Raw genomic sequence first — 24,726 nt, forward strand, 5'->3', positions numbered from 1 at the left:
AATTACAAAAATTTATGGAGTTATTAACAAAAATGGTAAGTTTGCACTCAATTTAATCTTAAGCTGATGCTCATTTTCAACAGACAGGAAGACCTTAAAAAACATTTAATGTCGGTTACTAAAGAAAATACGACTATTGGGTTTGTCCCAACAATGGGCGCTCTACACCAAGGACACTTGTCGCTGATTGAAAAATCGCTTACAGAAAATCAGGTAACGGTAGTCAGTATTTTTGTAAATCCGACACAGTTTAACAACCCCGAAGATCTTGAAAAATATCCCCGAACTCTTGAAAAAGACACTCAAAAAATTGGAACAGTCAATAAAGATGTCCTCATTTTTGCTCCAAGCGTAGACGATATCTACGAAGGAAAAACCATAGCAAAGGCTTTTGACTTTGACGGACTTGAAAATCAGATGGAAGGCAAACACAGACCCGGACATTTTGACGGTGTAGGCACGATTGTCAAGAGGCTTTTCGAAATCGTAACTCCTACCAATGCCTATTTTGGAGAAAAAGATTTCCAGCAGTTGCAGATTGTAAAAAAAATGGTCGAGAAGCACCAAATGGCCGTAAATGTCATAGGTTGCCCAATATACAGGGAAGCTAACGGACTTGCCATGAGTTCCCGAAACGAAAGACTTACTCCGCAACAAAAAGAAGATTCCTCCCTGATATACAAAACATTAAAGACTGCCAAAGAAAAGTTTGGCACGGAAAGTGCAAAAGATATCACTGACTGGGTGGAAAGTGTTTTTGAAAAAAATCCTGAATTCAAACTGGAATATTTCCAAATTGCTGACGAAGCTCAATTATTGCCGATAGATAAAAAAGACACTGCTAAAAAGTACCGCGCTTTCATAGCTGTTTTTATTAACAGTATTCGGCTCATAGATAATATTTCATTGAATTAAAAAATAATTACCTTTGCACCATGCAAATTCAAGTTGTTAAGTCCAAGATTCACCGTGTTATGGTGACTGGAGCAGATTTAAACTACATCGGAAGCATCACAATCGACGAAGCGTTGATGGAAGCTTCAAATATTATTGAAGGAGAAAAAGTTTCTATTGTCAATATCAATAACGGTGCTCGATTAGAAACTTACGCTATCAAAGGAAACCGAAACAGCGGCGAGATTACACTAAACGGTCCTGCAGCGAGAATGGTTCAAAAAGGCGACATCATCATTATTATTTCCTATGGAATTCTAGATTTTGAAGAAGCAAAGAGCTTTAAGCCAACTCTTGTTTTCCCTAATGAAAAGGACAACTCCTTAACTTAGAATTCTTTTGAAGAAAAAAATCAGCAAAGCATTATCCATACTCCTCCCAATTTTATTGGGAGTTTTTTTAACTATATATGCCTATAATTCATTTACTCCAGAACAACTGGAAGAAATAAAAAGTTATTTCAGGAATGCAGACTATACTTATATTCTTATAGCCTTAGTTTTTGGATTCATCAGCCATGCGGCAAGAGCCTACCGATGGAGATTCATGCTGGAACATATGGGATATCATTCCCCGTTTAAAAATAATTTCATGGCCGTTTGGATTGCTTATTTTATGAACATGACAATTCCAAGATCCGGTGAAGTTTCACGGGCCTTAGTACTAAAAAAATACGAAGACATTCCTTTTGACAAAGCTTTCGGAAGCATTATTGCTGAAAGAGTTGTTGATTTTATCATTCTTTTACTATTCATCGCAACTGCTGTCTTATTACAGTTTGATGTTTTAAAAACTTTTCTTCTACATACCATTCCGGCAGAAAAATTATTGGTCTACGGCATTGTCGCTTTTGTGATTTTCCTTTCTGCTATTCTTCTTTTTATCTACTCTAAATCAAAATGGATTCTGATGATTAAAGGAAAGATTTCTGGGTTGACAGAAGGACTTCTTAGCGTTTGGAGAATGGAAAAAAAATGGTCATTCTTGTTTTACACCGCTATAATCTGGCTTGGGTACGTTTTGACTTTCTACACTGCCATTTTTGCACTGGATGAAACCAGTGGCATTAGTTTTGGCGTAGTGGTAACCGCTTTCGTTATTGGCAGTCTAGCAATCTCTTTTTCTAATGGAGGATTTGGTGTTTTTCCGGCATTAATTTCTAAAATATTGGCCTTATATGGAATTTCAGAAGAAGCCGGAACTGCTTTTGGTTGGATTATCTGGACTTCACAAACCGTTCAAATAATTATTTTAGGAGGACTCTCGTTTTTGCTTTTGCCTATCCTGAATAGGAAAAAATAAATTACTATCTTGCTTTCCTATTAGAGGCCTTTCCGTCTCAGCTAACGTAAACCCTAAAACTCTTACGAATGAAGAATTTCATTACTGCTGCTTTTTGCATTTTTTCTTTTAGTTTGTTTGCCCAAAAAAGTGTTGAAGAAGTAAAATCAGAAAAACTCAATGGCACACGCCAGATTATGATTTCGCTTCCTTCTAATTATGAAAAAGAACCAGACAGAAAGTTTCCGCTTGTGATTCTTTTGGATGGCGAATATCTTTTTGATGCTTTTTCAGGAACCTTATCCTATGCTAATTATTGGGACGACCTGCCACCGGTTATTATGGTAGGCATCAGTCAAAATAAAAAAGGAGAACGATTCACTGATAGCCAATTTGACAAAGAAAGCGGACTTCCAGAAGAAGGCGGTTCACGTTTCTATGAATTTATTGGTTCAGAACTGATTCCTGCTCTTGAGAAAAAATACCGAATCGCTCCTTTCAGAGTGATTGCAGGGCATGATACTACTGCAGGGTTTTTAAACTTTTACCTTTATAAAGATCAGCCGTTGTTTAACGCCTATATTTCCCTTAGCCCCGAACTTGCTCCGGAAATGGAAACCCGAATTGCTGAAAGACTGGCCATTTTAAAACAACCTATTTTTTATTATCAGGCTACAGCTGACGGTGATTTGAAGAAAATGCAGAAAAGAATTAAAGAGCTGGATGAAAACATAAAAAAGGTCGGCAACCCAAATTTGAATTATCGTTTTGATGAGTTCAAAAATGCGACACACTATTCTTTAGTACCGTATGCAATTCCTAATGCGCTTTACCAGATTTTCTCAGCATACCAACCTATTTCAACTATAGAGTTTCAAGAAAAAATTGCAACGCTTCCAAGCGGATATGTTGATTATCTGGCAAACAAATATGAGATTATTGAAAAATCGCTGGGAATAAAAATGCCAATACGTGTCAATGATTTCAAAGCGATCGAAGCAGCTATCTTGAAAAACAAGGCCTATGCTGAATTTGAAAAACTATCAGGTCTTGCTAAAAAAAGCTATCCAAAAGCTATGTTGGCAGATTACGAATTGGGCATGATGTATGAACACACCGGTGAATACAAAAAGGCTTTCAAATCCTACCAAAATGCCTACACTAAAAATGAGATTGGCGACCTGACAAAAGATATGATGCTTGAAAAAGCAGACGAAATGAAGAGCAAATAATTGTATGTCAAAAACAAAAACGTCTTTTTTCTGCCAAAACTGTGGTGCCCAATATTCAAAATGGCAAGGCCAGTGTAATTCCTGTAAGGAATGGAATACTATTGCCGAAGAAATAATCCAGAAAGAAGACAAAAAGGACTGGAGAAGTGCGGTTTCACCAGATTCAAAAAGAGTTTCAAAACCTTTACGAATCCATGAAATTGACAGCGCTGAAGAAATCCGTCTTGATACCAGAGATGGCGAACTAAACCGTGTATTGGGCGGCGGTATCGTTCCCGGATCACTAATTCTTTTGGGTGGTGAGCCCGGTATAGGAAAAAGTACGCTCTTACTGCAAATTTCCCTAAAATTACCTTACCGCACCTTATATGTTTCCGGAGAAGAAAGCCAGAAACAGATAAAAATGAGGGCAGAAAGAATCAATCCCTTAAATGACAACTGTTATATTCTCACGGAAACAAAAACGCAGAATATCTTCAAGCAGATTGAAGCCATTGAACCGGAAATCGTAATCATCGATTCCATACAAACGCTTCACACAGATTACATCGAATCTTCAGCCGGAAGCATTTCCCAAATCCGGGAGACAACGGCAGAACTAATCAAATTTGCCAAAGAATCCAACGTTCCTGTAATCTTGATTGGACATATTACCAAAGATGGAAATATTGCCGGACCAAAAATACTGGAGCACATGGTGGATACAGTATTGCAGTTTGAAGGCGACAGAAATCATATTTACAGAATATTGCGCTCGCTGAAAAACCGTTTTGGATCAACTGCCGAATTGGGAATTTATGAAATGCAAGGGTCTGGTTTGAGAGAAGTTTCAAATCCTTCAGAAATTTTGATTTCCCACAAAGAAGAAGAGCTTTCCGGAACTGCCATTGCTACTACTTTGGAAGGAATGCGTCCTTTAATGATTGAAATACAAGCACTGGTAAGTACAGCTGTTTACGGAACTCCACAGCGCAGCACTACCGGATATAATGCCAAGCGACTTAACATGATTTTGGCCGTATTGGAGAAGAGAGCAGGATTCCGACTAGGCGCTAAGGATGTTTTTTTGAATGTCACCGGTGGAATTTCTGTAGACGATCCCGCTATTGACCTGGCTGTTGTCGCTTCCATACTTTCATCTAATGAAGACATTCCCGTAGGCAAAGATTTCTGTTTTGCAGGCGAAGTAGGCCTTTCCGGCGAAATACGCCCTGTCAATAGAGTAGATCAGAGAATCCAGGAAGCTGAAAAATTAGGATTTTCAACCATTTTTGTTTCTAAATACAACAAAATTACCCTTAAAAATACTTTTATAAAAGTGCGTTTGGTTTCAAAAATTGAAGATGTTGTAAGCGAATTGTTTGGATAATAACAAACTGTTATCCTTTTTTATATATCTTTAAAATATATAATCTGAAACTTATGGCTGACAATCAAGATAGAATCAACCTGCTTCATCAGAAACTAGATTTTCTAATCCAAAGACAAGACAGCTTTCAAAAGGAAATCTCAGAACTGAGAAGAGAAATAGAATCGTTACAGCGTGAAACTTCTCCTGTTTCTAAAGTCGAAACCGTTTCATTTACACAGGAACAGCCAGTTCCGGAAAAACCAAGAGTACACCAGCAAACCCGTGTTGCTCCAAAACCTATTGCTCCAAGGCCAGAGCCAAAAATTAAAAAACCATCGAACTGGGAGAAATTTATTGGTGAAAATCTGATTAACAAAATTGGAGTTCTTGTCCTGATAATAGGAGTTGGAATTGGTGCCAAATATGCCATTGACAACGAATTGATCAGTCCGCTAACCCGAATCATTTTAGGCTACCTGATGGGACTCGGATTATTAGGCTTTGCTCTCAAATTAAAAAAGAAATTTGAAAGTTTTAGTGCTGTTTTGCTTAGCGGCTCTATGGCGATTATGTATTTTATTACGTTTCTCGCCTACAGTCTATACGGCTTAATGCCCCAATCGTTGGCTTTTATAATCATGGTAATCTTTACCGTTTTCACCGTCTTTGCCGCATTGAAATACGACCAGCAGGTTATTGCCATCATCGGATTAGTGGGTGCTTATTCCGTGCCCTTTTTATTAAGTGACGGTTCAGGAAAAGTACTGGTCCTGTTTTCCTATATGACGCTAATCAATATCGGAATCCTGATCATCGCTTTCAAAAAATATTGGCGATTGCTCAACCTGACTTCCTTTTTTGCAACCTGGCTGATTTTTGCAACCTGGTATTTTTCCAGCTTCAATGTCAGTATGCATTTCAATATAGGATTGACTTTCTTATTTATTTTCTTTGCCATTTTTTATACCGCATTCTTATCTTACAAACTGATCAAGAAAGAAAACTACGAAGCAAAAGATATCTTTTCCGTTCTTTCAAACTCTTTTGTCTTCTACGGAATTGGGATTGGAATGTTAAACGCCCATCCGGTTGCCACAAATTATTTAGGGCTTTTCACGCTATTGAATGCAATCATTCATTTTGGAGTAAGCACGCTTATCTATAAGAAAAAACTAGGCGATAAAAGTTTGTTTTATTTGATACTAGGCCTGGTCTTGACATTCATTACTATAGCGGTCCCAATTCAATTAAACGGACAATGGGTAACCCTATGTTGGGCTTTCCAGGCACTCTTGCTCTTCTGGTTGGGAAGAAGCAAAAAAGTCCCGCTTTATGAAAATCTCTCTTATATTGTAATGTTCCTGGCTTTCTTTAGCCTGGTTGAGGATTGGTGGAATTACAAAAATGCTACGCCATTTTTCAATCCGGACTTCTTGAACTCCTTGCTGTTTCTCACAGCATTCGGGTTTATTTTTTACTTACAGAGAAAATTCAGAGAAGAAGAAAATACTAAGATAAAATTCCATGTGTCTCTGATGAATTACTTTGTGCCGGGTGTTTTCTTGTTTGTCTTCTATAAGGCAATCCAAATGGAAATCAGTAATTATTGGAATCTGAAATACCTAGCTTCAACAATGAGCACTGACAGAAGCGGCTATAGCATTTACAATGAGAAATTCATGGATTATGAGACCGTTTGGATATTAAATTTCACTCTTTTATATCTTTCCGCTATCTTCTTTGTAATTGAAAAGAAAATCAAGAATGCCGCTTTAGAAATTACAACACTAGTTATTTCGGGTCTTACGCTATTTCTTTTTATCACTACCGGATTATATACTCAAGCTAGCCTGATTCATAATTACATGAACCCAACAGATGTTGCTCCTGCTGGATTTTTTGGCGTGATTGTTCATTACATTTCCTTAGTAATCCTGGCCATTTTTGTCTATCGAATCTATATCTATTTTATTAGCCGACAAGAAAAAAACAGGATGTTATTTGACATCTTCTTTTCGATTTTAGTAATCTGGATCTTAAGTGCCGAAATGCTAATCTGGCTCAATGCTTTCAATATTTACGAAAACAACAAACTCGGACTAAGTATCCTATGGGGATGTTATTCACTGCTTCTCATCAGCTACGGAATCTGGAAAGGCAAAAAACATCTTCGAATTTTAGCCATCGTTCTTTTTGGAATTACATTGTTGAAATTGTTCTTCTACGATATCGTTCATTTAAATACCATTCGAAAAACAATTGTTTTTGTATCGCTTGGTATACTGCTTTTGGTAATCTCATTCTTATATAACAAATACAAACATCTGATTCTTGATGATGACAAAAAATAAAATAGGATTAGTCCTGATGCTTTTTGTATGCCTGAAATCTTTTTCACAAACAGAAGATTTCCAATACAAAAGAACGCTGGAAAATGTTTCAGACACCTGGCATAAAATCATATTGCCGGAAGAATCTTTTGGTAAATTCAACGCTGATTTTTCCGACCTGAGAATCTTCGGAAATAATAAAATTGAAACACCTTACATTTTAAAGACATCGGCAGACCGGATTTCGGAAGTCGCAGTTCCATTTAAGATGATTAATGTTTCCAATAAAAATTCTGACTATTTCTATACGTTTGAATTGTCTCAAAACAAAGAAATCAATCAGATTAAGCTCGTTTTTGAACAAGAGAATTTTGATTGGAAATTGGATTTGGAAGCAAGTAACAATCAAACGGAATGGTTTTTAATCCAAAAAGACTATCGGATACTTTCAATAAAAAACAACCAAACCGATTATAAATTTACACAGGTTGATTTTTCAGATTCAAAATATAAATTCTACCGAATAAAAATCAGGGCTTCAGAACAGCCAAAACTAACAGAAGCAAAAATTTGGGAACAGAAAAAGGACGAAGGCAGCTTTAAAATTGCTACTATTAAATCTTTGAAAAAATCCATAGACGAAAAGAAAAAGACATCCATAATCGAAGTAGAATTAGTCAATAAAGTTCCCATATCTTCCATTAAAATCGATATTGCGACTGCTTTTGATTATTACAGACCGGTAACAGTTGAAACATTACGCGACAGTGTAAAAATCGAAGACCGCTGGCATTACAATTATGACATCCTTACTCAGGGAACATTAAGTTCTTTAGAGAAAAAAGGTTTTTCAGTGGGAAACAGCCTTGCAAAAAAATTAAGAATCACGATCGAAAACAATAGCAACCAGCCTTTAGACATTAAGGGAATAGAAGTCAAAAATGCCATTTATTTCCTAATTGCCCGTTTTACGGAAAAAGCAGATTACAGCCTATTTTACGGAAATAAAAAGGCAGGAAAGCCATCCTATGATATTGAAAATTTTGAAGAAAATATTCCCAAAAACCCATCTGTAATTTCCATTTCAAAAGAAGAGCCAAATCCGGAATTCAAAATAGAGACAAAATCACCACTATTTGAAAACAAAATATGGCTGTGGGTATTAATGGGAATTATTATCGTTGTGCTGGCCTTTTTCTCTCTTAAGATGCTGAAAGAATAACACATTCTCGCCAAATGACACGATTAGATTGGGTTTAACTGTTAATTCGTCTCCATCTGACTTTTGGTTTTCTATTAATCCGCTATATTTGTTTTTTAAATAAACCAAGAAATCTTAAATGAGATCCAGAAAACAAAAAGCAATACTTGCCGCAAAAATAATCGGCGTGCTTTTTGTGCTTTTCATAGGCACATTCTTTATTTTCAGAAATTCCATATTGCAAAAGGCAATTGCTAAGGTTTCTGATAAGATGGAAAACGAATACGACAGTAATTTTTCTATAAAAAAAGCTTCTTTTCAAGGCTTTTCAGGTGTTGCCTTAGAAAATGTCCTGTTGGTTCCAAAACATGCCGATACGCTTCTCAACGTAGAAAGCATCAAGACCAATATTAATTTCTGGAAGTTGCTTACGGGTGACGTACAATTAGGAACGCTTCATGTAAAAAATGGCTTTGTACAATTGGTTAAAGATGAAAATGGCCGCAACTTTGATGCGTTTTTAAAAAGAAAATCCAACGAAGACACAACAAATATTGAGACTAATTATGCCAAAAGAGCCTATCGCTTGCTGAATCAGGCTTTGAATCTGATTCCAACCGATATGAATCTGGAAAACATTTCTCTTCGTATGGACGACATGGGAAGAAAAGTAAATCTGGACTTGAAAAAACTCCGATTGGAAGACAAAGAGCTCGAAACTTCGATTGGCGTTACCGCAGATAACTTTAAACAGCATTGGAAAATCAAAGGTTTTGCTGATCCAAGGAACAAAAAAACAGACCTACGCTTTTTTAATCTCGATACCGGAAAAATCCGGGTTCCTTATATTGATGAACGCTTTAACATGAAAGCAGGATTTGATTCCATACGTCTGAATGTTTCCAATATTGAAATGGATGGCGGCAAGCTTCATATAGACGGCTTTACTTCTATTGTTAACTTCACTGTAAACCATCCGAAGATTGCAACTAAAGACGTAGTCATAAAAAAAGCAAAGTTCGATTATAACCTGCTTTTTGGCGAAGACTTTATTGCTGTTGACAGCACCTCATCGGTTACCTTAAACAAGATGAAGTTTTCTCCATATGTTTTTTATCAAAAAACTAAAGAAGATAAAAATCAGATTTATGCGTTAAAAGTCAAGATTCCGAAAATGAATGCCCAGGATTTTATCGTTTCGCTTCCTGAAGGGCTTTTTACCAATTTTGAAGGTATGGAGGCAGAAGGAAACTTTAGCTATGATCTGGACTTCCTTTACAACAAAAACAAGCCGAGCGAACTGGTTTTTGACAGCAAACTGAATAAAGAAAATCTAAAAATCACGAAATACGGTGAAGCTAACCTCAGCAAACTCAACAGCGATTTTGCGTATAGGGCAATCATAAACGGTGTCCGACAGCGACAAATAGAAGTTGGAATGTCCAATCCGAATTATACTCCACTGGAACAGATTTCGCCTTATATCCGAAAATCGGTACTGACTTCTGAAGATCCGTCTTTCTTCTCGCATCGTGGTTTTATCAATGAGGCTTTCAAGCAGTCTATTATCAAAAACATCAAAACCAAACGTTTTTCACGTGGTGCCAGTACCATCAGCATGCAATTGATCAAGAACGTTTTCCTGACAAGGGAAAAAACGCTTTCTCGCAAGCTTGAAGAAATTCTTCTGGTTTATATTCTGGAAAACAATCGTATTGCCAGCAAAGAAAGAATGCTTGAAGTCTACTTCAACATTATAGAATGGGGACCTAATGTTTATGGAATTGGAGAAGCAGCCCATTTTTATTTTGGAAAACATCCGTCACAGCTGAACCTGAACGAATCGTTATTTTTGGCTAGTATTGTTCCAAGGCCACGCGGTTTTATGTGGCAGTTTGACAACCAAGGAAAGTTAAAGTCTTTTGCCGAAAAGCGAAATGAATACATGACCAATCTGATGATCCGTCGTGGACTGCTCACTCAAGACGATACGCTACAGAAACATTTCCCTGTAGAAATTACCGGACCAGCCCGTTCCTTCTTACGAATAAAAGCTCCGGATTCTACTGCGGTAGATTCGATAGGGATTGACGAAGAGTTTGATTTTTAAATAACCCTGCCAGGGTTTCGAACCGAAACCTTAACCCTGCCAGAGTTTCGAACTCTGGCAGGGTTAAGAGTTGGAAGGTTAGATAAAGAAATTATTTAAAAACTTTCAAAAAATCTTCTTTATAACTCGGAGAAATTTCTATTTCAGAACCATCTATCAACATTACATAACCTCCTGCACCTTTGTGGTAGGATTTTACAGAATTGACATTTATAATATGTGACTTGTGAACACGAACAAACGGAAAAGGGAGAATTTCAGTAAAATGTTTTAAAAATCGGCAGACCATCTTTTTCTGTCCGTCCGCCAGATATAAATCCGTAAAATTCCCATTCCCACGTAGCCTGACAATATCTTCCATTTTTACGACTTCAAAACCTTCTAAAGTAGGCAAGATTACCTGTTGTTTTTCCGGTTTCGTTTCTCTGAAATTTTCGACAATGATTCTATTCCTGTTAAAAATTTCATGGTTCAATATATGCTGCTGTACTTTGTTTACAGCTGTAATGAGTTCTTCGATACTAATTGGCTTTAGCAGATAATAAGCCGCACTCTGATTCAATGCTTTTAGCGAATACTCAGAAAAAGCCGTTACAAAAATGGTCTCAAATCGCAGATCTTTACACGCTTCCAGAACATCAAAAGCATTTCCAAAAGGCATTTCTACATCCAGAAAAACCAATTGCGGTTCTAATTCATGAAGTAGCGGAACGGCTTCCTTAAAATTCTGTGCTTCTCCTACCACTTCAATCTGCGGACAATATTTCTGCACATAATTTTTCAGGACTTCTCGGGCAGCCGTTTCATCCTCAACTATAACACTTCTTATTTTTTGCATCATCATCAGATCCGATCAATTAATGGAAAACTAATTTCAACACGTGTTCCTATTTCTGGACTTCCTTTTTCTGAAATTTCCAGAGATATATTCTTTTTATAAAGCTCATTCAAAAGACTTATCCTTTCACGTGTATTCGTCATTCCTCGTGATTCATGTACCTTTTGGTTGGTCGTTTTTAATTCCTGACTTTTGGTGAGTCCTATTCCATTGTCGTCAATGGTTACTTTTATCTGATTGTTTTTGAGTTTGAAATCCAATTTCAAAAATCCCTTGCCTTCTTTGTAACGAAGCCCATGCCAGATTGCATTTTCAAGATGCGGCTGCAAAAGCATGTTCGGTACAAAAACAGCATCACCATCCAACGCTTCATCTATGGTAATTTCATAATCAAATTTTTCATTGAAACGCAGATGTTCCAAATCCAGATATTTTTTGAGCTGTTCTACTTCGTTATTCAGCGAAACGAAATCTTTATTGGAATTTTCCATCATGTTCCGCATCAAGTTAGAATAAGAAGTCAGGTATTTATTGGCTTCCAGCTCTTTATTTTCTGAAATAAATTGGTTGACAGAATTCAGGCTATTAAAGATAAAGTGCGGATTCATTTCTCTCCTCAACGACTGCAAAGCAATTTTTTTATTCTTGGTTTTAATAGAATACAACGCCTTGACGATAAAGACAAAAAGCAGAATCATCAACACCACTGAACCCAGAAGAAAATAATTAAAAGTGTTTTTTTTGCTAATCAGCTCGTCTTTTAAGGCTCGCTCTTTTTCTAAATGTTTGATTCGGTCTTCCGTCACCTGAAAGACTTTTGAGTCTACCAGAGAATTATCAGACTTGATTAGGCTTTCAAAGTTCTCAAAGAAATTCTCATACAGCTCAATGCTTTTTTCGCCATTTCCTTTCGCATTATATTCCTTGATAAGCTGATCCAAACTATTTTTTGCCAAGATGGTCTTTCCGTTTTGGATGGCAAGTTCATACGCATTTTTTAAAACAGAGATCCCTTTTTCAGCTTCCTGTTGTTTAAAATAAATTGTTGCCAATTCCTGCATTTGTACAATTTGGCCTTCCGTATTGTTTTTCTCTTTGGCTTCGTTGATCAGTTTTTTGTTAATCTCGATGGCCTTGTCGAATTCATTTTCTGAAGCATAGACTTTCGCTATTTCATTTTTAATCTTAATAGCTTCCTCCGGTTTGTGCTTTACATTTTCTAACGCTTTTTTATAATTTTCAACGGCCGCTTTTGTATCATTTTTATCAATATTAGCCTTAGCCATTTGCTGATAGGCTTCGGCCGTTTCTTCTTTTTCTCCTTCTTTTTCCAGAAGTAGAATATTAGAAGAAATATAATCCTTCTTTTGTTCCGGCGCACTGTTTTTCAATCGCTCGGCATCATTGTAATTAATTTTTTCTGCCACCTTATCCGTTGCAGTCTGGCTTGCCATTTCATAACTCACAATGGCATCTTGCGTTTTATTTTGTGATTCCTGTGCTTTAGCAATCCCACGATTCGTAATAGCCGCTTCTTTTTTCTTGTTGCGCTTTGCATAGATATCACGGGCTTTCTTCAAATATTCTTCTGCTTTTGCATACTGTCCTTTAGCCGAAAGCTGTTTTGCCAGTGCTTCATATTTTTGTGCAGTCTGTAAATCATTTTCATCTTCCGACAATGATTTTTTCAGTTCAGATGCTGCCTGATTCAAATTATATTCTTTTGGGCTATACTTACTTTTTTTCTTAATAGTATCCTGTGCCATGGCGGCTTTCATACCGAACAGCAAAAGAAAAAAGAAGAATGTCCACTTTATTTTCATCGTATAAATATTCTATTACAGAATCACTTACGGCGACTGCCTGTTTTCTGCAATGTAAAGTAAAATAATTCTGGTCTCTTATCCTATTCCTTTCACCAATTGAAAAAGGCGTTTCACCATTTGTAGAAAATTCCAATCCTAACGAAAGATAATTTTACCCTAGAAATCAATTAAAACCTTATAATCATGAAAACAAGAATTATTTCCGTAGCAGTCTTCCTGGCAGCATGTTACATATCTGTAGGAATCATAAACAATCGTTCTATACTGCAAGACAAAGAGGTTTCAAAAGGAAAAGACTTAGCTTCTTTACCTGAAGAAAAAATTGAAGAAGAAGAAAAACCATGCGTTTTTATGACGGTCATGGGAGAACAGCCTTCTGACGGATTTGCAGCAGCTAAAAGAGATGCAAAGATTGACGACAAGATTGTCCAAGGTGAACTTTGGCTCATTAAGGCACAAAACAAAGATGGCGGATGGGGAGCCGGTTCGCATGCCAGACAAAATGTTATGGATCCGCATGCCGTTAGTTCTGATCCAGCTACTACGGCTATGACCGCAATGTCTTTATACCGCTGCGGTTACAATCTGGAATCGGGTAAATATAGTGACGTCTTGAAAAAAAGCCTGGATTATCTTTTACTGGAAATTGAAAAGACAAAAAACAATCCGAATTTCATTACTGAAGTCCGAGGCACACAAATACAAAGCAAATTAGGCGAAAATATTGATGCTGTATTAACGCTCCAATTCCTTAACCAGGTCTATCCAACATTGAAAGACAAATCCTTAAAAAGAAAAGTACAGGAAGCAATACAGATCTGTGTCAACAAAATTGAAAAGTCGTATGATGAAACCGGAAAAGTAAAAGGTGCCGGATGGGCAGGAGTATTGCAATCTTCTTTTGCCAACTCAAGTTTAGAAACTGCCGCAAAAAACAAGGATGTCAAGGTCAATACCGAAAAACTCCAAAAATCTCGCGAATACCAAAAAAACAACTACAATGCAGAAAGCGAAAGCGTAAAAACAGAAGATGGTGCCGGAATCGTATTATATGCCGTGAGCAGTTCTGTGCGTGGCAGTGCAAAAGAATCTCAGGAAGCAAAAGCCATTATCAATCAGGCAAAACGTGAAGGAAAACTAGACAAAAATGCTAAACTGAATAAAGAAAACCTAAAAAAAGCAGGTGTTTCAGAAGAACAGGCTGAAGTTTATGATGTTGCCGACAAAGTATATAATTCTGCAAAGGTAAAAGCCATGAATAAAGATGTAATCAATGGTTTTGGAAATAACGGCGGCGAAGAGTTTTTAAGCTTTCTGCAAACCGGAGAATCGATGATTGTTAATCAGGATGACGAATGGAAAAAATGGTATGATGATGTCAGTGGCAGAATTATCAGTATCCAGAATAATGATGGAAGCTGGAACGGACACCATTGCATTACAAGTCCTGTGTTTTGCACCGCAACCTGCCTGATGATTTTATCAATTGAAAACGATATTAAAAAACTACAATAATCTAAAAACCACAAATCATGAAAACTAAAATCATTTTTGCATCCTTACTATTAGGCACAACCTTTTGCTTTGCCAGTTGCGATTTCTTAAAAAAAGAACCAAAACAAAATCCAGATCCAGAAAACAATCCCGGGCCTGAACTGGCAATGGCCACTACTCCTGATGATGATAACACAAAAATTCAGGTAGCACTGTTATTAGACACTTCCAATAGTATGGACGGATTGATTGACCAGGCAAAATCAAGGCTTTGGAATATCATAAACACTTTGACAACCTTGAAATATGAAGGAAAAAATCCAAAAATAGAAATTGCGCTTTATGAGTATGGAAATGACGGCTTGTCGGCCACCTCAAATTATATCCGCCAGGTAGCACCGCTAACAACCGATTTAGATCTTATTTCTGAAAAGTTATTTTCACTCAGAACCAACGGAGGTTCGGAATATTGCGGTGCTGTAATCCAGGATGCTACAAAACAGCTTTCCTGGGGGAAAAGCAAAACAAACATGAAATTGCTATACATAGCCGGCAACGAACCTTTTAATCAGGGAAGCATCAACTACAAAGAAGCCATAAGCGATGCTTTGAAAAGCGATATTTATGTCAACACCATTTTTTGTGGCGGGTCGATAGAAGGAATCGATACTTTCTGGAAAGATGGTGCTGACAAAGGTCAAGGGAAATATTTTAACATCAATTCTGACGAAAAGGTACGCTATATCGTAACGCCTTATGATGAAAAAATTAGCAAATGCAACGACCGGTTAAATTCTACTTATATGGGCTACGGAGCGCAAGGTTCTGAGAAGAAAGCCATGCAGGAAGCGCAGGACAAAAATGCTGAATCCGTTTCTTCTTCTAATTATGCAGAACGTGCCGTAAGCAAATCAAACGCCATTTATAAAAACGAATCCTGGGATTTAGTAGACCGAGTAAAAGAAGACAAATCAGCCTTGCAGAAAATCAAAAAAGAAGAACTGCCAAAAGAACTGCAGAATAAATCTCCTCAGGAAATCAAAGCCATTGTAGACAAAAAAACACAGGAAAGAGAAACAATACAGAAAGAAATGGCACAATTGGCAAAACAGCGCCAGGATTATATTGATACTGAAAATAAAAAGGGTAAAACGCAGGACGATTTAGGAAATGCTATTGCTTCATCGATTTTAGGCTTTGCAAAAATAAAAGGCTATACTGCTGAAAAGTAAACCTTACTTCAAAATATGCCTCATACGTTTCATGGGGCATATTTATTTTAATGATTATCGGAAAATTTATACCTGACCCGTTAATTCCCAACATTTCCTTTATTAGGAATTTTGCGGCTCTGCACCTTTGCGTGAAATAGTTGCTCGCAAAGGCGCAGAGCCGCAAAGCAAGAAAAGAAATTTATTTTTCTTCCCTCCCAACCTTTTGCGTCTTTTTGCTCTCTTACTAAGAAAGACTAATCCTTAAAATTCAATTATGAAAAAATTTCTTATACTATTCTTGTTATTTCAGGCTACGTTATATGCCCAAAAACCTGTTTTTACGACAGCTAAAGTAAAAGCCGCAACTGTTTATTTCAATGCAGCTGAAATTTCCCAAACGGCCAGCGTAAACCTTCCTGCCGGAACTCACGAAATCGTAGTAAAAAATGTGGCCAATTGGGTCAATGAAAATTCAATACAAATTGGAACATCTCCTACATTAACGGTACTGTCTGTACAGTTCACTGACAATTATATTTCTGAATATGAAATTGACACCAATTCTCCTTTGGTAAAAAAAGTGAAAGACAGTATCGTTATTGTTCAAAAAGAAATCGCAAAACTTGTCAATTCCAGAATTTCTGAAGGTAAGACTATCGACTTATTGGATAAAAACCAGCAGGTTTCTGGACAAAATTCCGGATTGAATGTAACCGAATTGATGAAAATGGTAGAGTACTACAAGGCAAAAAGAGCAGAATTAAGCAACAATATAAATGCCTTGGCCGAAAAAGAACAGAAACTAGCCGAGGTACTTAAAAAATTAAATGACAGATTGGAAGTTAACAACAAAAACGAAGAAAAAATCTCATCCGGAAAACTGATCCTACAAGTCATGAATGAAGTTGCCGGAAATGTGCCGTTGGAAATTTCGTATCTGACTAATAATGCAACCTGGGCACCATTCTATGACCTAAGAGCTAATAACGTTACATCACCAATTGAAATGATGTATAAGGCACAAGTCACACAAAGTACCGGAATTGATTGGAAAAACGTAAAACTGACCTTATCATCTGGAGTTCCTAACCAAAACAATCAGGCTCCATTACTACAAGCTTGGTTTTTAAGATATGGATATGTGCCAGATTATAGTCGAAATGAGGATGCAAAAAGCAATGAACTGTCCGAAGTTGTAGTTCAAGCCTATAGTCCAAAGAAAAATAATGTAATGATTAGAGGATCTGTTTCCAACTTTACGACCATCGCAGAAAACCAATTGAACATTTCGTTTGATATTGATATTCCGTATGATATCCTGTCTAACGGTAAAAAGCATAGTGTTGCCTTAAAAGAAATGAAATTGCCAGCGACCTATAAATATTATGCTGCACCAACAGCCGACAAGGAAGCATTTCTTTTGGCAGAAATCAGCGATTATTCTAAATACAACCTCCTGAAAGGTGAAGCCAATATTATTTTTGAAGGAATGTATGTAGGCAAAACGTTTGTTGATCCAAACCAGACTTCGGATACTTTGAACCTAAGCATGGGAAGAGACAAGAAAATTTCTATCAAACGAGAAAAACTAGTAGACAAATCAGGTACAAAGTTCCTGTCTGCATACAAAGTACAGACATTTACTTTTGAGACTACTATAAGAAATAATAAAAAGGAGGCCGTTCAATTGATGCTTAAGGACCAATATCCACTAAGCACCGATAAAGAAATTGAAATCGAATTAAAGCAGAGTGATAATGCAAAAGTCAATTCAGAAACAGGAATTTTAACCTGGGATTTGAATCTGAAACCAAATGAAACCAAGAAGATTCGGATCAGCTATACGGTCAAATATCCTAAAAACAAGATTATTGACAATCTTTAAAACAAGAGAGCCTCGTTATAATAACGAGGCTTTTTTATTAAAAAAATACTTATATTTCAAACATGTAAACATTTCATTATGAATAATTTCAAATTTTATTTTATAAATTTACTTCCTAACCTAATTGCTATAAAATGAAAACAACACTACAATTATTAGTACTACTATTCTCAACTTTTGCATTCTCGCAGACGATAGGAATAGTTTCTTTTGCGACGGGATTCAATAATCCTATTGAAATTGCCCATGCAGGTGACTCAAGATTGTTCATTGTAGAACAAAGCGGAGTCATCAAAGTCCTGAACTCCAATGGCACGACAAATGCTACGCCTTTTCTCAATATTTCAAGTCTCGTAAGCTGCTGTGGTGAAAGAGGACTTTTAGGTCTTGCTTTCCATCCTAATTATGCTACGAACGGATTTTTTTATGTCAACTACACCAATACATCCGGAAATACTGTAATCTCACGCTATTCTGTGAGTTCGAATCCTGATGTCGCCAATACGACCGGTACTATCCTAATGACTGTTAACCAGCCTTTTTCTAACCATAATGGAGGAACCATAAAATTTGGCCCTGATGGTTATCTGTATATTGGAATGGGAGATGGCGGAAGCGGTGGCGATCCTGGAAACAGAGCTCAAAATATTAATGAGCTTTTGGGCAAAATGCTGCGTATTGATGTCAATTCCGGATCTCCTTATGGAATTCCACCAACCAATCCTTATGCTGGCGCTACAGCAGGAGCTGATGAAATCTGGGCTATCGGATTGCGAAATCCCTGGAAGTTTTCTTTCAACAGGCTTAATGGCGATTTATGGATTGCAGACGTAGGTCAGGATCAAATTGAAGAAATTAATAAAGTAAGCTCAACTACTGCCGGATTAAACTATGGATGGAGATGCTATGAAGGTAATGCTACATACAATACGACAGGCTGTGCCGCTATGTCGACTATGACATTTCCAATTGCGCAATATACGCATGCTTCAACAGGCGGCTGTTCTATTACCGGAGGCTATGTCTACACAGGCAGTACGTATCCGGCCATGCAAAACAAATATTTCTTTGCTGACTATTGTGTCAATCGTATAGGAATGGTTGATACATCTGGCAATATCACCTATTCTGCCAATTTCCCCGGCAGTAACTCCTTTACTTCTTTTGGAGAAAACTCTAGTGGCGAACTGTTTGTTACCGGAACTTCCCAGGATATTGTTTACAGAGTTATCGATACTGCATTGGGCAATGACGATTTTACGAAGAACGGATTCTCTATGTATCCTAATCCGGCAGATTCTGAACTTTTCCTTTCCAATTCTAACGGAACTGTTCTTCAAAAGATTTCTATTGTTGATTTATCCGGAAAACTCCTGATAGACCAAAAGTTGGAAAACACGCCTGTAAATACTATCAACATCAGTTCGCTACAGACAGGAATTTATGTTGTTACAATAGAAGACACATCCGGAAATACGTTTACATCAAAATTGGGAAAAAAATAACAACCCGATTATATAAAAAAAGAAAGCCTGTTTTTGAAACAGGCTTTCTTTTTTATGGTGCAGGATTAGGACGTATGGCCTGAATTTCATCAATGGCTTTTAGTACCTCTTCTGAAAGAACCGTATGTCTTGAATTGATATTTTCTTCGAGTTGTTTTAGGTTTGTTGCTCCTATTATCGTTGCCGTCACAAACTGTTGTTGACGGATAAAAGCTAAAGACATTTCTGTTAGCGTAAGTCCAAATCTGGTGGCTATTTCCTGATATAAGGCTGTTGCTTCTTTGGTCTGTTGTGAATTGTATCTTATAAAATTGGTGAACAGGTTGAGTCGCGCATTAGGATGACTTTCTCCTGTCAGGAATTTTCCAGACAATACACCAAAAGCCAATGGTGAATAGGCCAGCAATCCTACATTTTCACGATAGGCTGTTTCTGAAAGTCCAACTTCAAATGTGCGATTTAGCAAAGAATACGGGTTTTGGATTGTTGCTATTCTAGGCAGATTGTGCTTTTTGCTTTCTTCTAAAAAACGCATTACGCCCCATGGTGTCTCATTGGAAACGCCTATGGCACGAATTTTTCCTTCCTGAATCAATTCCTGGAATACTTCGAGAATATCTTTCATGTTATCTTCCCAAGCTTCTTCCTGAATTTTGAATCCACGTTGTCCAAACATATTCGATTTTCGTTCCGGCCAATGCAATTGGTACAAATCGATATAATCTGTCTGTAGTCGCTTCAGGCTTTTTTCTACTGATAGTTTTATGGTTTCTTTATTGAATCTCAGGTCTTCTCTAAGATATTCCATTCCTCTGTTTGGTCCAGCAATTTTGGAAGCAAGGATGATGTCGTTTCTCTTTCCTGATTTATGCAGCCAGCTTCCTATAATTCTTTCGGTTTCGCCTGTTGTTTTTTCACGTGCCGGCACTGGATACATTTCTGCCGTATCGATAAAATTGATTCCTTTATCCAATGCAAAATCAATTTGGGCATGTCCTTCTGCTTCGGTATTTTGCTGCCCGAAGGTCATGGTTCCGAGACATATTTCGCTGACTTTTAGATTGGTGTTTGGAAGTGTATTGTAGATCATTTTTTAAGGTACTAAGTGGCTAAGGCGCTAAGTTGCTAAGGTTTTGAGGTGCAAAGGTAGTAAGTTTTTGAGGAATTGAGGCACTAAGGTTCTGAGGTATTAAGGTTTTGGGTTGTGTTCATAAATAAAAAAAGACCCAAGACAAATGTCCTGAGTCTTTATATTATAAACAAAAAGCTTTATCGCTTAAATACTTAAAACCTTAGTGCCTTAGTACCTCAGCAACTAGCCGCTTTTCCTACAATTCATTCAACATCTTAGAGATTTCATCCAATTTAGGAGTCAAAATAATCTCGATTCTTCTATTTTTAGCTTTTCCTTCTGCTGTTTCGTTAGGTGCTAATGGAGCATATTCTCCACGTCCTGCAGCCGTAAGGTTCTTTTTGTCGATGCTTTTGTTTTCAGCCAGAATGTTTACGATTGCTGTAGCACGTTTTGTAGATAAATCCCAATTGTCTGTGATTTGTCCGGTTCCGCCATAAGGCACGTTGTCTGTATGTCCTTCAATAAGTACTGAAATATCCGGATTAACGCCCAAAACCTTACCTACTTCTACAACGGCTCTTCTTCCTTCTGTTCCTACAGACCAGCTACCTGAACCGAAAAGCAATTTGTTTTCCATAGAAACATATACTTTTCCATTTTTTTGCTCAACGGTAAGTCCTTTTCCTTCAAAACTGTTTAGTGCTTTAGAAAGTGTTTCTTTCAACTTTCTCATGCTTTCTTCTTTTGCAGCAATCATTCCTTCTAATTCGTCAACTCTTGAAGAACGCTCTTTTAATTCTGCCTGCAATTTGTTCAATCTTTCCTGTTCTGCTGCCAATGCTTTTTCTTTTGCTTCAAGCTGGGCTAACAGTTCGCGGTTTTTCTTCATGTTAGTATCCAATGCATCGCCACTGTTTTTCTCCAACGCTGAATAGGATGATTTTAGCGTATTCAGATTAGCACTTGCTGCTGCGTAATCTGCTGCAAGCTTGTCTCTTTCTGCTTTTAGTTTTTCTAGTTGCGATTTCAAATCCTTGCCTTCAAGATCCAGCTGGTTTTTCGCTTTTGACAGGTTCTGGTTTTCATCAGAAAGGTTCCTGTTTTCTTTTTTTAGGTTAGCATATTTGTCTTCAAGTTCTTTATAAACTTTTGACGAAACACACGAAGTAGTCAATGCCAGGGCTAATACTCCAAGCGATACTTTTTTAATCATGATTTTGAATTGGTTTTTATTTATTTCTTACTAGTTTTTAGCTTATTTAATCAATCTCTACCAGGACCGGACAGTGATCAGAATGTTTGGCATCCGGCAATATTACGGCTCTTTTCAATCTGTTTTCAACAGAACGACTGGCCAATATATAATCAATCCTCCAGCCTTTGTTATTGTTTCTGGCATTAGCTCTGTAACTCCACCAGGTATAATTGTGCGGATCTTTATTAAAATGCCTGAACGAATCAACAAAACCACTTTTCATGAAAAGATCCAACCAGCTTCTTTCTTCCGGAAGGAATCCTGATACTTTGGCATTTCTAATCGGGTCATGGATGTCGATGGCTTCGTGACAGATGTTATAATCTCCGCAAATCAAAAGATTTGGGATTTCTTTTTTGAGATCATTGATGTAGTTCTGGAAATCGTCCATATACATAAACTTATGGTCTAATCTCAAGATGTTAGTCCCCGAAGGAAGATAAAGGCTCATAACCGAAAAATCATCATAATCTACACGAAGGTTTCTTCCTTCTGCATCCATGTGTTCTATTCCCGTACCGAAAACTACATTATTGGGTTTTGTCTTGCATAAAACAGCTACTCCACTGTAGCCTTTCTTTTGGGCTGGAAACCAATAATTATACGGATAGCCCGCTTTTTCAAATTCATCAAGCGGAATCTGGTCTGGCGTTGCTTTGATTTCCTGAAGACATATAATATCCGGATTAGCTTGTTGTAACCATTCTAAGAAGCCTTTCGTAATGGCAGCTCTTATTCCATTGACATTGTAGGAGATAATTCTCATAGTTGCTGTAGATTTTGACTTTTTCAAAAGTAAGTAAAAAAAGATTATTTCTGCAGTCAAAATCTCTGGTCTGATAGGGCGAAAAAAATGGATGTGTTAACTCAATTTTGCTATCTTTGTTTTTTTCGCACAAAACAGATGATAGATGGGGTTAGTTACCGCTAAAGAAGTTGCAAAAGCAATAAACACAGATAAATACGGAGTTTTGGGAACTTTTTCAGGCTGGCTGTTAATGAAGATACTCAAGATTTCCACATTAAATAAAATCTACGACCGGAACAAACATCTACAAAATGTCGAATTCCTTAATGCTATATTGGACGAATTCCAGATTAAATTCGAAATCCCGGAAGAAGATTTAAAACGCCTTCCAAAAGACGGAGCCTATATTACCATTTCAAACCATCCGCTAGGCGGAATTGACGGTATCCTGCTTTTAAAGTTGATGCTGGACAGGGAGCCTAACTTCAAGATTATTGCTAATTTCCTTTTGCATAGGATTGATCCTATGAAACCGTATATCATGCCCGTAAATCCTTTTGAAAATCATAAGGATGCCAAATCGAGCGTAATCGGAATCAAAGAAACACTGCGCCATTTAAGCGATGGAAAACCATTGGGAATGTTTCCTGCCGGTGAAGTTTCCACCTACAAAGACGGAAAATTGGTGGTAGACAAACCTTGGGAAGAAGGCGCCATTAAGTTGATTAAAAAAGCTAAAGTTCCTGTAGTGCCGATTTATTTCCATGCCAAAAACAGCAAGCTTTTTTACTTCCTTTCCAAACTTGACGATACTTTAAGAACTGCAAAGCTACCTTCGGAATTGCTAACTCAGAAAGACCGTGTAATCAAGGTAAGGATTGGTAAGCCTATTTCGGTAAACGAACAGAACGAATACGATAAAATCGAAGAATACTCTGAATTTCTTAGGAAAAAGACCTACATGTTGGCCAATCCTTTTGAAAAGGAAACCAAGCTGATAGATACTTCAAACCTAAAAATTCCAAGAAGTCCAAAACAGATTGCAATGCCTGCCAATCATGAGCAGATTGTCAACGAGGTTAATGCTTTGAGACAGACAGACTGCCGATTGCTACAAAGCAAAAACTACGAGGTCTTTTTTACGGAAGCGAATCACATTCCAAATATCCTGCATGAGCTTGGACGACTTAGGGAAATAACATTCAGAGAAGTGGGCGAAGGAACCAACCAATCATTGGATTTGGATCAATTCGACAAATATTACCACCATATGTTTTTATGGGACGATGACACCAAAGAAATTGCAGGTGCTTACCGAATGGGTTTGGGTTCAGAAATCTTCCCTAAATATGGAATTGATGGGTTTTATCTTCAGGAGCTTTTCCGATTTGAACCGGAATTGTATGATATGATGAATAAGTCCATTGAAATGGGCCGTGCTTTTATCACAAAAGAATACCAGCAAAAACCGATGCCATTGTTCCTTCTTTGGAAAGGAATCGTGCATACTACTTTACGTTATCCGGAACACAAATTCCTGATTGGTGGAGTGAGCATCAGCAATCAGTTTTCTGATTTTACAAAATCGTTGATGATTGAGTTTATGAAATCGCATTATTACGATCCTTATATCGCACAATATGTGCATCCTAAAAAGGAGTTTAAAGTAAAACTTAAAGATGCGGATAAGGATTTTATATTTGATGAAGCCGAAGCCGATCTTGTCAAATTCGATAAGCTTATCGATGAACTGGAACCAGGCAACCTTCGCCTTCCGGTATTGATTAAAAAATACATCAAGCAGAACGCTAAGGTTGTGGCATTTAATGTGGACCCGCTGTTTAACAATGCGGTTGACGGACTGATGTATATTCGAATTGCAGATATTCCAGAAAGCACCATGAAACCGGTAATGGAAGAATTCCAGGCTGAGTTGGAAAGAAAACTGGCAGAAAAAGGAGAAAAATTATAGTTCGGAAACTTACAGAACACAAAAATTCAATATATAAAGAAAAGCCTGAGAAATTCTCAGGCTTTTTTATAGGTATCTACATCCAGATAGACTGTCTTAAAATCTCATCAAAAGTATTCTCACGTACGAAGTATACCAATCTGCCTAAATGGTATAGGACTAGAATTGCACCTAAGAAATAGGCTATTTTTTTACTGTAAAAAACAGAATTGAAATATTCTTTTTGGTTTCTTAGCTCCAGTGTCAATACGATTATGACAACGATGCAGAAAACAAAAGCAAAAGGCCCAAAAAGATGATAGGATAAGCTTTTCTGCAAATCGCCTTCATATAAATAGACCAATGACTTGGTAATGCCACAACCGGGACACGGAAAACCCGTCAGCATCTTAAACGGACACAAAGACTGGTCTGTTTCCAGATGATTGTCGTGATTGTGCAGCATTAAAAAAAAT

The 24,726-nt window shown here is 37.3% G+C and carries 19 protein-coding genes; 13 read left to right on the forward strand and 6 right to left on the reverse strand.

The genetic code is table 11. The features are described 5' to 3' along the window. Positions 1 to 66: 66 nt before the first annotated feature. The 8 genes from panC to FJA49_RS10985 all read left to right on the forward strand — a co-directional run bounded on the left by panC (position 67) and on the right by FJA49_RS10985 (position 10,459). Positions 67 to 915 carry a pantoate--beta-alanine ligase gene (gene panC, locus FJA49_RS10950; protein ID WP_140000957.1) on the forward strand — a complete coding sequence of 283 codons (849 nt, stop codon included), beginning with the start codon at positions 67 to 69 and terminating at the stop codon, positions 913 to 915. A 20-nt stretch (positions 916 to 935) separates the two neighbouring features. After that, on the forward strand, positions 936 to 1,286 hold the full coding sequence (gene panD / locus FJA49_RS10955; RefSeq protein WP_140000958.1) for an aspartate 1-decarboxylase: 351 nt from the start codon (positions 936 to 938) through the stop codon (positions 1,284 to 1,286). Between the two features lie 7 nt (positions 1,287 to 1,293). Then, positions 1,294 to 2,256 (forward strand): lysylphosphatidylglycerol synthase transmembrane domain-containing protein, encoded by a 963-nt coding sequence (locus FJA49_RS10960; protein ID WP_140000959.1) that lies wholly within the window; start codon positions 1,294 to 1,296, stop codon positions 2,254 to 2,256. A gap of 68 nt (positions 2,257 to 2,324) precedes the next feature. After that, positions 2,325 to 3,467 carry an alpha/beta hydrolase gene (locus FJA49_RS10965; RefSeq protein ID WP_140000960.1) on the forward strand — a complete coding sequence of 381 codons (1,143 nt, stop codon included), beginning with the start codon at positions 2,325 to 2,327 and terminating at the stop codon, positions 3,465 to 3,467. A gap of 4 nt (positions 3,468 to 3,471) precedes the next feature. Then, positions 3,472 to 4,836 carry a DNA repair protein RadA gene (radA, locus tag FJA49_RS10970; RefSeq protein ID WP_140000961.1) on the forward strand — a complete coding sequence of 455 codons (1,365 nt, stop codon included), beginning with the start codon at positions 3,472 to 3,474 and terminating at the stop codon, positions 4,834 to 4,836. Between the two features lie 53 nt (positions 4,837 to 4,889). Further along, positions 4,890 to 7,169 carry a DUF2339 domain-containing protein gene (locus FJA49_RS10975; protein ID WP_140000962.1) on the forward strand — a complete coding sequence of 760 codons (2,280 nt, stop codon included), beginning with the start codon at positions 4,890 to 4,892 and terminating at the stop codon, positions 7,167 to 7,169. Next, complete coding sequence (locus FJA49_RS10980; RefSeq protein ID WP_140000963.1) at positions 7,153 to 8,370, forward strand: DUF3999 family protein; 1,218 nt, start codon at positions 7,153 to 7,155, stop codon at positions 8,368 to 8,370. The genes FJA49_RS10975 and FJA49_RS10980 overlap by 17 nt, the downstream gene beginning before the upstream one ends. A 118-nt stretch (positions 8,371 to 8,488) precedes the next feature. Next, a complete protein-coding gene (locus tag FJA49_RS10985; protein ID WP_140000964.1) occupies positions 8,489 to 10,459 on the forward strand; it encodes a transglycosylase domain-containing protein in 1,971 nt (656 codons plus the stop codon). Positions 10,460 to 10,550: 91 nt separating this feature from the next. Here the strand turns inward: FJA49_RS10985 and FJA49_RS10990 are convergent, their stop codons facing one another. Together FJA49_RS10990 and FJA49_RS10995 are read right to left on the reverse strand one after the other, a co-directional pair. Further along, a complete protein-coding gene (locus FJA49_RS10990) occupies positions 10,551 to 11,300 on the reverse strand; it encodes a LytR/AlgR family response regulator transcription factor (protein ID WP_233590122.1) in 750 nt (249 codons plus the stop codon). A gap of 2 nt (positions 11,301 to 11,302) precedes the next feature. Next, entirely contained in the window at positions 11,303 to 13,120 is a 1,818-nt protein-coding gene (locus tag FJA49_RS10995; RefSeq protein WP_140000966.1) for a tetratricopeptide repeat-containing sensor histidine kinase, read from the reverse strand. A gap of 186 nt (positions 13,121 to 13,306) precedes the next feature. Between FJA49_RS10995 and FJA49_RS11000 the strand changes: the two genes are divergently transcribed. From FJA49_RS11000 to FJA49_RS11015, 4 genes are all read left to right on the forward strand, one after another. Beyond that, positions 13,307 to 14,638, forward strand: a complete 1,332-nt coding sequence (locus FJA49_RS11000; RefSeq protein ID WP_140000967.1) for a prenyltransferase/squalene oxidase repeat-containing protein — start codon at positions 13,307 to 13,309, stop codon at positions 14,636 to 14,638. 17 nt (positions 14,639 to 14,655) lie between these two features. After that, complete coding sequence (locus FJA49_RS18675) at positions 14,656 to 15,849, forward strand: vWA domain-containing protein (RefSeq protein ID WP_140000968.1); 1,194 nt, start codon at positions 14,656 to 14,658, stop codon at positions 15,847 to 15,849. 256 nt (positions 15,850 to 16,105) lie between these two features. Next, positions 16,106 to 17,716 carry a DUF4139 domain-containing protein gene (locus tag FJA49_RS11010; RefSeq protein ID WP_140000969.1) on the forward strand — a complete coding sequence of 537 codons (1,611 nt, stop codon included), beginning with the start codon at positions 16,106 to 16,108 and terminating at the stop codon, positions 17,714 to 17,716. 134 nt (positions 17,717 to 17,850) lie between these two features. Then, the gene (locus tag FJA49_RS11015) at positions 17,851 to 19,221 is read left to right on the forward strand and encodes a PQQ-dependent sugar dehydrogenase (protein WP_140000970.1); all 1,371 of its coding nucleotides are present in this window, start codon (positions 17,851 to 17,853) and stop codon (positions 19,219 to 19,221) included. 52 nt (positions 19,222 to 19,273) lie between these two features. Here the strand turns inward: FJA49_RS11015 and FJA49_RS11020 are convergent, their stop codons facing one another. The 3 genes from FJA49_RS11020 to FJA49_RS11030 form a co-directional block, all read right to left on the reverse strand. After that, on the reverse strand, positions 19,274 to 20,311 hold the full coding sequence (locus FJA49_RS11020; protein ID WP_140000971.1) for an NADP(H)-dependent aldo-keto reductase: 1,038 nt from the start codon (positions 20,309 to 20,311) through the stop codon (positions 19,274 to 19,276). A 238-nt stretch (positions 20,312 to 20,549) separates the two neighbouring features. Next, positions 20,550 to 21,509: an OmpA family protein gene (locus tag FJA49_RS11025; RefSeq protein ID WP_140000972.1), complete on the reverse strand. Its 960-nt coding sequence runs from the start codon at positions 21,507 to 21,509 to the stop codon at positions 20,550 to 20,552. Positions 21,510 to 21,555: 46 nt separating this feature from the next. Next, positions 21,556 to 22,317 (reverse strand): exodeoxyribonuclease III, encoded by a 762-nt coding sequence (locus FJA49_RS11030; protein WP_140000973.1) that lies wholly within the window; start codon positions 22,315 to 22,317, stop codon positions 21,556 to 21,558. A gap of 145 nt (positions 22,318 to 22,462) precedes the next feature. Here FJA49_RS11030 and FJA49_RS11035 point away from each other — a divergent pair, with 145 nt between their 5' ends. Next, positions 22,463 to 24,271: a GNAT family N-acyltransferase gene (locus tag FJA49_RS11035; protein WP_140000974.1), complete on the forward strand. Its 1,809-nt coding sequence runs from the start codon at positions 22,463 to 22,465 to the stop codon at positions 24,269 to 24,271. A 76-nt stretch (positions 24,272 to 24,347) separates the two neighbouring features. Here FJA49_RS11035 and FJA49_RS11040 read toward each other — a convergent pair whose 3' ends face one another. Beyond that, complete coding sequence (locus FJA49_RS11040) at positions 24,348 to 24,716, reverse strand: DUF2752 domain-containing protein (protein WP_233590124.1); 369 nt, start codon at positions 24,714 to 24,716, stop codon at positions 24,348 to 24,350. Positions 24,717 to 24,726 lie beyond the last annotated feature (10 nt).

The organism is Flavobacterium microcysteis, from assembly GCF_006385255.1.
In the GTDB taxonomy this organism is placed as follows: Bacteria; Bacteroidota; Bacteroidia; order Flavobacteriales; family Flavobacteriaceae; genus Flavobacterium; species Flavobacterium microcysteis.